Raw genomic sequence first — 9,040 nt, 5'->3', positions numbered from 1 at the left:
AGTCCGCGCGGACCGGGGTGACGAGGATGTCGATGATGCCGCCGCAGGTCAGGCCCACGGCGAAGGCGTCCTCGTCGCTGTATCCGAAGCGCTCAAGGACGCTTTCGCCGTCTTCGACGGCCTGCTGACACAGCTCGTAGACGGCGCCTTCCACACACCCGCCGGAGACGGAGCCGATCGCCGTGCCGTCGGAATCGACGGCCAGGGCCGCGCCCGGCTGCCGGGGCGCGCTGCCGCCGACCGCCACCACGGTGGCGACGGCGAAGTCGCATCCCTGCTCGACCCACCGGTTCAGCTCTTCGGCGATGTCCAGCATGTCCGTCTCCTAACGGGTGTGTGTTTACAGGATGGGCTACTTGACGCCCATCCAGTTCTCGATCGGATGGAGCGCGAAGAAGGCGAGGAACACGAGCGCGAGCACCCACATCAGCCAACCGATCTCACGCGCCCTGCCCTGGACGGCCTTGATCAGGACGTGGACGATGACACCGGCCGCGATACCCACCGTGATGGAGTACGTGAACGGCATCAGGACCATGGTCAGGAACACCGGAATGGCGGTGGCCTGGTCGGTCCAGTCGATGTGCCGGGCGTTGCTCAGCATCATCGCGCCGATGACCACGAGCGCGGCGGCGGCGACCTGGGTCGGGATGAGCTGGGCCAGCGGGGTGAAGAAGAGGCACAGCGTGAAGGCCAGACCGGTGATGACGCTCGCGAAGCCGGTCCGCGCGCCGTCGCCGACGCCCGCGGTGGACTCGACGAAGACGGTCTGGCCGGAGGCTCCGGCGAGACCGCCGACGACGCCGCCGGCGCCGTCGATCGCCAGGGCCTTGTTCAGGCCCGGCATCTTGCCGTCCTTGTCGGCGAGGTTGGCCTGCTGGCCGATGCCGATGATGGTGCCCATGGCGTCGAAGAAGCCCGCGAGGACCAGGGTGAAGACGATGACACCCACGGTGATGCCGCCGATGTCGCCGATGCCGCTGAAGGACACCTCGCCGAAGAGGCCGAAGTCGGGCGACGAGACGACGGAGCCATTGAGCTCAGGGGCGTTCAGGCCCCAGTCCTTCTGGCTCATGCCCGCGACCTGGTTGACGATCGCGGCGAACACGGTGCCGCCGACGATGCCGATGAGGATCGCGCCCGGGACCTTGCGGACCTGGAGCAGGAAGATCAGCAGGAGGGTGACGGCGAAGCAGAGGACGGGCCAGCCGATGAGCTTGTCGTCGATGCCCATCTGGATCGGCTTCGAGCCCATGTCGCCGAACTTGGACGGCATGGAGGTGACGAAGCCCGCCTGGACCAGACCGATCAGCGTGACGAACATGCCGATGCCCATGGTGATGGCGTGCTTCAGCGCCAGGGGAATCGCGTCCATGATCAGGGTCCGCAGTCCGGTGAGGACCAGCAGGATGATGATGACGCCGTAGATGACGCACATCGCCATCGCGTTGCCCCAGGTCATCTCCGGGGCGACCTGGAAGGCCATGACGGCGGAGACGCCGAGTCCCGCCGCGAGGGCCAGCGGCACATTGCCGAGGATCCCCATGACGATGGTGGTGGCGGCCGCCGCGAAGACGGTGGCGGTGGTGAGCTGATCACCGTCGAGCCGGTGTCCCGTGGCGTCGGGGACCGAGAGGATCACGGGGTTGAGAAGGATGATGTAGGCCATCGCCATGAAGGTGGTGACACCGCCACGCACCTCCCGACCGACCGTCGATCCTCTCTGGGTTATGTGGAAATACCGGTCGAGCCAGGACCTGCCGGCCGGGACGCGTGAGCCGTTGCCCGCGTCCTCCGCCGTGGTCTTCGGCTCCGTTGACTGCTGGGTCATGGTGCCTAACTCCCAAGGTTCAAAGGGGCACCCGCAACAGGCGGTTCACAAAAGGGTTGGGGCCTGTGGAGACTGCGGGATTTGGGATGGTGCGTTGGGCGCACGACCCGGGGGACGGCCCGAGACGAACTGGGGGCTCCGGAGAGCCTGGGTGTTGCGTGGGTGCTGCATACGTACAGCGAGACCGCGAGCGGTGCGGTACTGGGGTTCTCCGGGCGGCACGGACTGACGGAAGTGTGACGTTCCTGGGAGGCACGGGCCGCCCGGAGAGATCGTGGGATCCGGTACCGGTCAGGTACCGGTCAGGTGTTCCGGGCGTACCGGTGTCCTGTTCAGCTCCAGACCCGTCGCGTTCCGGATCGCCGCGAGGACGGCCGGGGTCGACGAGAGGGTCGGGGCCTCGCCCATGCCGCGAAGGCCGTAGGGCGCGTTCGGGTCGGCCAGTTCGAGGACGTCGACCGGGATGGTCGGCGTGTCGAGGATGGTCGGGATGAGGTAGTCCGTGAAGGAGGGGTTGCGCACCTTCGCGGTCTTCGGGTCGACGATGATCTCCTCCATCACCGCGACGCCAAGGCCCTGGGTGGTACCACCCTGGATCTGGCCGACCACGGAGAGCGGGTTGAGCGCCTTGCCGACGTCCTGGGCGGTGGCGAGCTCGATGACCTTGACCAGGCCGAGCTCGGTGTCCACCTCGACGACCGCGCGGTGCGCGGCGAACGAGTACTGGACGTGGCCGTTGCCCTGACCGGTCTTCTTGTCGAAGGCCACGGTCGGACGGTGCCGCCACTCGGCCTCGACCTCGACGCTCTCGCCTTCGAGCAGCTCGGCCAGGTCCGCGAGGGCCTCGCCGCCGTCGGTGACGACCTTGCCGCCCTCCAGGAGGAGTTCGGCGGTGGCCCACGCCGGGTGGTACGAGCCGAACTTGCGGCGGCCGATCTCCAGGACCTTCTCGCGGACGAGCTCGCAGGAGTTCTTGACCGCACCACCGGTGACGTACGTCTGACGGGACGCGGACGTCGAACCGGCGGAGCCCACCTGGGTGTCGGCGGGGTGGATGGTGACCTGCTGGACGCCGAGTTCGGTGCGGGCGATCTGCGCGTGGACGGTGATGCCGCCCTGGCCGACCTCCGCCATCGCGGTGTGCACGGTCGCGACCGGCTCACCGTTGATGACCTCCATGCGCACCTTGGCGGTGGAGTAGTCGTCGAAGCCCTCGGAGAAGCCGACGTTCTTTATGCCGACCGCGTAGCCGACGCCTCGTACGACGCCTTCGCCGTGCGTGGTGTTGGAGAGTCCGCCGGGCAGTGCGCGGACGTCCGCGCCCTCGCTGGACTCCCACTGGCGCTCGGGCGGCAGCGGGCGGGCCTTGACGCGTCGCAGGATCTCGGCGACCGGGGCCGGCGAGTCGACCGGCTGCCCCGTCGGCAGGAGCGTGCCCTGCGACATGGCGTTGAGCTGGCGGAACTCCACCCGGTCCATGCCCACCTTGTCGGCGAGCTTGTCCATCTGGGCCTCGTAGGCGAAGCAGGCCTGGACGGCGCCGAAGCCGCGCATCGCGCCGCACGGGGGGTTGTTCGAGTAGAGGGCGATCGCCTCGATGTCGACGTCCTCGATCACGTACGGACCGACCGAGAGGGACGAGGCGTTGCCCACGACCGCCGGGGATGCCGACGCGTAGGCGCCGCCGTCCAGGACGATCTTGCACTTCATGTGCGTGAGCTTGCCGTCCTTGGTGGCGCCGTGCTCGTAGTAGAGCTTCGCCGGGTGGCGGTGCACGTGGCCGAAGAAGGACTCGAAGCGGTTATAGACGATCTTGACCGGCTTGCCGGTGCGCAGCGCAAGGAGGCAGGCGTGGATCTGCATCGAGATGTCCTCGCGGCCACCGAACGCGCCGCCGACGCCGGAGAGCGTCATGCGCACCTTGTCCTCGGGCAGGCCGAGGACGGGGGCGATCTGTTCGAGGTCCGAGTGCAGCCACTGGGTGGCGACGTAAAGGTCGACGCCGCCGTCCTCGGCCGGTACGGCGAGGCCGGACTCCGGGCCGAGGAAGGCCTGGTCCTGCATGCCGAAGGTGTACTCGCCCTTGACGACGAAGTCGGCCTTCTTGGCGGCCTCTTCGGCGTTGCCCCGGACGATCGGCTGGTTGTGCACGATGTTCGGGTGCGGGACGTGCTTGATGTACTCGTCGCTGCGGCCTTCGTGGACGAGGACGGCGTCCGGAGCGGTCGCCGAGGCCTCGTCGGTGATGACGGGCAGTTCCTTGTACTCGACCACGATCTTCGCGGCGGCACGGCGTGCGGTCTCCGGGTGGTCGGCGGCCACGAGGGCGACCGGCTCACCGTGGTGGCGGACCTTGCCGTGGGCGAGGACCGGGGTGTCCTGGATCTCCAGGCCGTAGTTCTTCATCGCGGCGGGCAGGTCGTCGTACGTCAGGACGGCGTAGACGCCCGGCGTCTTGAGGGCCTCGACGGTGTCGATCGACACGATCTCGGCGTGCGCGACGGTGCTGCGGAGCGTCTGGCCCCAGAGCATGTCCTCGTGCCACATGTCCGAGGAGTAGGCGAACTCGCCGGTGACCTTGAGGGTGCCGTCGGGGCGGAGCGTGGACTCGCCGATGCCGCCCTTGTTGTGCTTCTGGGTGACTTCGGTGGGCGCGCCTGTGGTGGTCTTGGTTCCAGCCATGATCAGACCGTCTCTTCCTGACGGGCGGCCGCCAGGCGGACCGCGTCCAGGATCTTCTCGTAACCGGTGCAGCGGCAGAGGTTGCCGGAGAGCGCCTCACGGATGTCGGCGTCCGACGGCGAGGCGTTGCGCTCAAGGAGTTCGTCGGCCGCGACGAGGAGACCGGGGGTGCAGAAACCGCACTGGACGGCGCCGGCGTCGATGAACGCCTGCTGGATCTGGGAGAGTTCGCCACCCTCGCCGGTCTGGCCGTCGGTCCCCTTGGCCTGCCACTGGCGGGCCTCCTGGAGGCTGGTGCCGCCGCAGACGGAGCCGCAGGCGCCGCCCGGGTGGGAGTCGTCGCGGTGCTTGGCGTAGTCCGCGAGCCCCTCGACGGTGACGACCTCCCGGTCCTGGACCTGTCCGGCGGCGACCAGACACGAACACACCGGTACGCCGTCGAGGCGGACGGTGCAGGATCCGCACTCGCCCTGCTCGCAGGCGTTCTTCGAACCGGGGAGCCCCATGCGCTCACGCAGGACGTAGAGAAGGGACTCGCCCTCCCAGACGTCGTCGGCTTCCTGCTGACGGCCGTTGACCGTGAAGTTCACGCGCATTATGCGACTCCCTCAGTGCTGCGGCCCTCGCCGCGGTACGACTCCCAGGTCCAGCCGAGCGTGCGGCGGGCCATGATGCCGACGGCGTGGCGGCGGTAGTTCGCCGTGCCGCGTACGTCGTCGATCGGGTTGGCGGCACCGGAGGCGAGCTCCGCGAACTGCTTGGCGATCGAGGGGGTGATGATCTTCTTGCTGTCCCAGAAGCCGCCCTCGTCGAGCGCCGCGTTCAGGAACTCCTCGGCGGCCTTGGCCCGGATCGGGGTCGGGGCCGCGGAGCCGATGCCGGTCCGTACGGTCCGGGTCTCGGGGTGCAGGGCGATACCGAAGGCGCACACCGCGATGACCATCGCGTTGCGGGTGCCGACCTTCGAGTACTGCTGCGGGCCGTCGGCCTTCTTGATGTGCACGGCCTTGATCAGCTCGTCATCGGCGAGCGCGTTGCGCTTCACGCCGGTGTAGAAGTCGTCGATCGGGATGAGGCGCGAGCCGCGTACGGACTCCACCTCGACCTCGCAGTCGGCGGCGAGCAGCGCCGGGTGGGCGTCACCGGCCGGGGACGCCGTGCCGAGGTTGCCGCCGACGCCGCCGCGGTTGCGGATCTGCGGGGAAGCGACCGTGTGCGAGGCGAGCGCGAGACCGGGGAGCTCGGTGCGCAGCTCCTCCATGATCGTGGTGTACGGAACCGAGGCGCCCAGCTGGACCGTCTTCTCGCCCACCGACCACTCGCGCAGCTCGGCGATGCGGTTGAGGTCAAGCAGGTACTCGGGACGACGGTGGTCGAAGTTGATCTCGACCATCACATCGGTGCCACCCGCAATCGGCACAGCGGTGGGGTGCTCGGCCTTGGCGGCGAGCGCCTCCTCCCAGCTGGCGGGGCGAAGGAAGTCCATGAGGCTCTCTTCTTCTTCATATCGAGGGTCATACGTTCGAGAAGATCCAGCCAACTCGGACCGGAGGCCTCTCGACTGCTCGTTCATGTGCTGTTAACGCGGAGTGGGCCAAGTACACCGCCCCGTCGTCCAATGGGGTCAGTCACCGAAACCATGAAGGAGTTGGCTGGCCAAGCCGCGCGTCTTGTAGATTCGTATGAAGAACGGGCCTCAGTAACCTCGCGGATTCCCCCTGGAAACCAGAGACACCCCAGGGCACGAGGGCCCGGCTCGACAGTTGGCGACACAGAGTCGACAGATCTGAACTGTCTGTACATCCCATTCGAGACAAGATCGGCGGCGACCACCATGCGGCTGCGCGCACTCCTTGACACCGACGCGCTGGGCCTGCGGCTGCTGGGCGGTGACGAAGAGCTCGACCGCACCGTGCGCGGTGTGATGACCACGGACCTGCGCGACCCCAGCCGGTACCTCGCGGGCGGCGAGCTGGTCCTGACGGGCCTCGCCTGGCGCCGCGACGCCTCCGACTCGGAACCCTTCGTACGCATCCTGGCGAGTGCGGGCGTCGCGGCGCTCGCCGCGGGCGAGGCCGAGCTCGGCGCCATCCCGGACGACATCGTCGAGGCCTGCGCACGGCACCGCCTGCCGCTGTTCGCCGTGAACGAGTCGGTCGCCTTCGCGACGATCACCGAGCACGTCGTACGCCAGGTGTCCGGCGAGCGGGCCGGTGACCTCGCGGCCGTCGTGGACCGGCACCGCCGCCTGATGACCTCGGGCCCCACGGGCGGCGGCCCCGACGTCGTCCTGGACCTGCTCGGCTCCGACCTGGACCTGCGGGCCTGGGTCCTGTCCCCCGCGGGCCGCGCCATCGCGGGATCGAGCGCGGCGGGCCCCGCCCTGTCCGGAGCGGTGTGCGCGCGCCTGGCGGCCGAGCACCTGGCCGCGGCCCGCACGGGGCGGCGGGGCCCGCACCGGGTCCAGGTGGACGGCACGACGTACTCCCTGTTCCCCATCCGGAGCAGTGGGCGCGGACCGGCTTCCGCCGCGGCAGCCGCGAGCACCGCGGCCCTGCGTGACGTACGCGAGACGGTCCTCTCGGACTGGCTCCTTGCGGTCGAGGCCGACGCGGGCGACTGGCCCGAGGAGCGGCTCGACCTGCTGCAGGGCGTCACTCAGCTGATCGCGGTGGAGCGCGACCGGCGTGACGCGGCCCGCACGGTGCGGCGCAGGCTGGCCCAGGAGGTCCTCGAACTTGTCCAGACGGGCGCGGCACCGGCGGAGATCGCGGCGCGCCTGCGGGTCGCGGCGCCGGTGCTCCTTCCCGGCCTGGGCGCGGCGCCGCACTGGCAGGTCGTGGTGGCCCGCGTCGAGTGGGACGGGGGCGAGATCGAGGGCGGCCCGGTGGCCCAGTCGCTCCTGGAGGAGATCCTCGTCGACCCCCTGTCGGCCGGCCCCGAGCCTTCCGACCGCATCGCGGTGGCCCATACGGGTGACGAGGCGATCGCGCTCGTGCCGCTGCCCGCGGTCTCCTCGGAGCACGACGGCTCGGAGACGGGCCTGCTCGCCGATTCGCTCCTGGAGTCCGTCCGCGACCCGCTCTCGGCGGGCCTCGACGGCGACGGCCGCCTCACACTGGGCGTCAGCGCGTCCGTGCACTCGGCGGAGGGTCTTCGCGGCGCCCTGGAGGAGGCGCGGCACGCCCGCCGGGTCGCGGCGGCGCGCCCGGGCCGGGTCTGCGCGGCGGGCCACCAGGAGCTGGCCTCGCACGTCCTGCTGCTGCCCTTCGTCCCCGACGACGTGCGCCGGGCGTTCACGGCCCGCCTGCTCGACCCGCTGCGGGACTACGACCGGCGCCACCGGGCGGAGCTCATTCCGACCCTTGAGGCATTCCTGGACTGCGACGGCTCATGGACGCGATGTGCGGCGCGCCTGCACCTGCACGTCAACACGTTGCGCTACCGGGTGGGCCGTATAGAGCAGTTGACGGGACGTGACCTCTCGCGCCTCGAGGACAAGCTCGATTTCTTCCTGGCACTGCGGATGAGCTGACACGAGCGGCCCCGGCCGAACCCCTTTCATGGCACGCCCTTTGTGAATTCTTTCACCCAGCCCCTTGGCCCGACGCTCCGATCCATGCTGAGATGCGCCCACGACTCAACAGCTCAATGGCGTGCTCGGGGAGGGCAACGTGGCGCATCCCGCCATGTCTGGTACCGGAACGACTGCAGGGGACGATCCACTCCAGACCGCGGTATGGCGGCTCCGCTCACGCGGCTGCTGGACCGACGCGGCCGCGCTGCTCGCCTCACGGGAGGGTCCGGGGCCCGCGCTCCAGAGAACGTCACTGCTCGTCGAGCGGTGTCTGTTCACGGGTGAGGGCTGGGCCGAGGCGGAGGACGGGCTCCGTACGGCGGAGGCGCTGGCCGTTCAGGACGACGACCGCGGGGCCGCGGCGTGCGAGCGCGGTCAGCTGGCGTACGCCTCCACGGTGCTCGCCGTGCGGGACCGGGCGGACGAGGCGCGTACGGCGCTCGGGCGGGCGGCGGCGCTGCTCGCCCCGAATGCTCCGGGGCGCCCTCTTCTCGACTTCCGCCGGGGTCTGATCGCCGAGCACGTCGCGGACTCGCCCCAGGCGGCGCGGGCCGCCTACCGGCGGGCGCATGCGGGGGCGACGGCGCACGGTGACACCCTGCTCCTCTCCTTCACCTGGCGGCACCTGGCCGGACTCGCCCTGCGGGAGGGGGAGTTGGCGGAGGCGCGGCATGGCTTCGCCGAGTCGCTGCGGATTCGGGAGGAGCTGGGGTACTTGGTCGGCACTGCGCCCGCGCTTGCGGCTCTCGCTGACGCGGAGCCTGAGCCGGAGGCCGGTCGGTTGCGGGCCGAGGCCGCTCGTCTCTTCCGGCTGATGGGCGGGGTGCCGTCTTGGCTGGCGCAACATTTGACGCCGCCGGCGCCTGCGGCGTAGGCCGCTGGCCCCTGGTTGCCGTCATCACCGGCTTCGCCGAGTTCGTCCTCAAACGCCGGACGGGCTGAGACATTCC

At 69.9% G+C, this 9,040-nt stretch carries 7 protein-coding genes; 2 read left to right on the top strand and 5 right to left on the bottom strand.

Translation table 11 applies throughout. The features are described 5' to 3' along the window. From ACFQ7F_RS43880 to ACFQ7F_RS43860, 5 genes are all read right to left on the bottom strand, one after another. Positions 1-316 (bottom strand): XdhC family protein (locus ACFQ7F_RS43880; protein ID WP_383284685.1); only part of this gene is annotated, 316 nt, incomplete at its 3' end. A gap of 36 nt (positions 317-352) precedes the next feature. Beyond that, positions 353-1,831, bottom strand: a complete 1,479-nt coding sequence (locus tag ACFQ7F_RS43875; protein WP_383284682.1) for an NCS2 family permease — start codon at positions 1,829-1,831, stop codon at positions 353-355. A gap of 291 nt (positions 1,832-2,122) precedes the next feature. After that, on the bottom strand, positions 2,123-4,513 hold the full coding sequence (locus tag ACFQ7F_RS43870; protein ID WP_383284679.1) for a xanthine dehydrogenase family protein molybdopterin-binding subunit: 2,391 nt from the start codon (positions 4,511-4,513) through the stop codon (positions 2,123-2,125). 2 nt (positions 4,514-4,515) lie between these two features. Next, positions 4,516-5,109 (bottom strand): (2Fe-2S)-binding protein, encoded by a 594-nt coding sequence (locus tag ACFQ7F_RS43865; protein WP_383284677.1) that lies wholly within the window; start codon positions 5,107-5,109, stop codon positions 4,516-4,518. Next, positions 5,109-5,999 carry an FAD binding domain-containing protein gene (locus tag ACFQ7F_RS43860; RefSeq protein ID WP_383284674.1) on the bottom strand — a complete coding sequence of 297 codons (891 nt, stop codon included), beginning with the start codon at positions 5,997-5,999 and terminating at the stop codon, positions 5,109-5,111. Before ACFQ7F_RS43860 ends, ACFQ7F_RS43865 begins: the two co-directional genes overlap by 1 nt. 348 nt (positions 6,000-6,347) lie before the next feature. Here ACFQ7F_RS43860 and ACFQ7F_RS43855 point away from each other — a divergent pair, with 348 nt between their 5' ends. Next, positions 6,348-8,048: a PucR family transcriptional regulator gene (locus ACFQ7F_RS43855; protein WP_383284670.1), complete on the top strand. Its 1,701-nt coding sequence runs from the start codon at positions 6,348-6,350 to the stop codon at positions 8,046-8,048. Positions 8,049-8,202: 154 nt separating this feature from the next. After that, positions 8,203-8,964, top strand: coding sequence for a hypothetical protein (locus ACFQ7F_RS43850; RefSeq protein ID WP_383284668.1), 762 nt, complete (start codon positions 8,203-8,205; stop codon positions 8,962-8,964). Positions 8,965-9,040: the final 76 nt, after the last annotated feature.

Source organism: Streptomyces sp. NPDC056486, from assembly GCF_042795295.1.
GTDB lineage: Bacteria > Actinomycetota > Actinomycetes > Streptomycetales > Streptomycetaceae > Streptomyces.
Note: the sequence above shows the minus strand (reverse complement) of the source record. Positions and strands in the feature narration are given on the sequence as shown.

Bases quoted from the DNA above. Each gene is read 5' to 3' on its own strand.
- ACFQ7F_RS43860 (WP_383284674.1), bottom strand. From the start codon at position 5,999: ATGGACTTCCTTCGCCCCGCCAGCTGGGAGGAGGCGCTCGCCGCCAAG.
- ACFQ7F_RS43865 (WP_383284677.1), bottom strand. From the start codon at position 5,109: ATGCGCGTGAACTTCACGGTCAACGGCCGTCAGCAGGAAGCCGACGAC.
- ACFQ7F_RS43875 (WP_383284682.1), bottom strand. From the start codon at position 1,831: ATGACCCAGCAGTCAACGGAGCCGAAGACCACGGCGGAGGACGCGGGC.
- ACFQ7F_RS43850 (WP_383284668.1), top strand. From the start codon at position 8,203: ATGTCTGGTACCGGAACGACTGCAGGGGACGATCCACTCCAGACCGCG.
- ACFQ7F_RS43870 (WP_383284679.1), bottom strand. From the start codon at position 4,513: ATGGCTGGAACCAAGACCACCACAGGCGCGCCCACCGAAGTCACCCAG.
- ACFQ7F_RS43855 (WP_383284670.1), top strand. From the start codon at position 6,348: ATGCGGCTGCGCGCACTCCTTGACACCGACGCGCTGGGCCTGCGGCTG.